The 356-nt window shown below is 67.1% G+C and carries 1 protein-coding gene; it reads right to left on the bottom strand.

The features are described from left to right. The coding region (locus AC1DIX_RS28405; protein ID WP_477328703.1) for an IS1595 family transposase at positions 1 to 356 on the bottom strand (356 nt) is incomplete at both ends.

The following is a 356-nucleotide window of genomic DNA, read 5'->3' as shown; positions in this document are numbered from 1 at the left end:
ACTGGTAATGCGCTGGCCATCCAGCGCCCAGCGCCAGCCGAAGTAGTGGTCCAGGTAACGGCTGGCGATGCCGCGGAACGGCAGCAGCCAGGTTCGCATCCGGCTGTGATAGGCGTTGACGTTCTGGATGTGCAGCGCACCGCGCTTTCGTTCGCCGGCGCTCGCGTTGATGGCCTCATGCGAAATCCCGACCTCCCGCGCGAATGCCGGGTAGGCCGCATGGCTATCGGTCACCAACAGCACGTCGGGTGCCAGGCGCGGTCCCAGGTGTTGCACCAGCTGCCGCTTGCTCACGCTGCCCTTGCCGGTCACGGCGTCGATGGTCTGGCCGCTGCGATCGCGCGCCACCAGGATGC

Source organism: Massilia sp. 05N420 (assembly GCF_056397205.1).
Note: the sequence above shows the minus strand (reverse complement) of the source record. Positions and strands in the feature narration are given on the sequence as shown.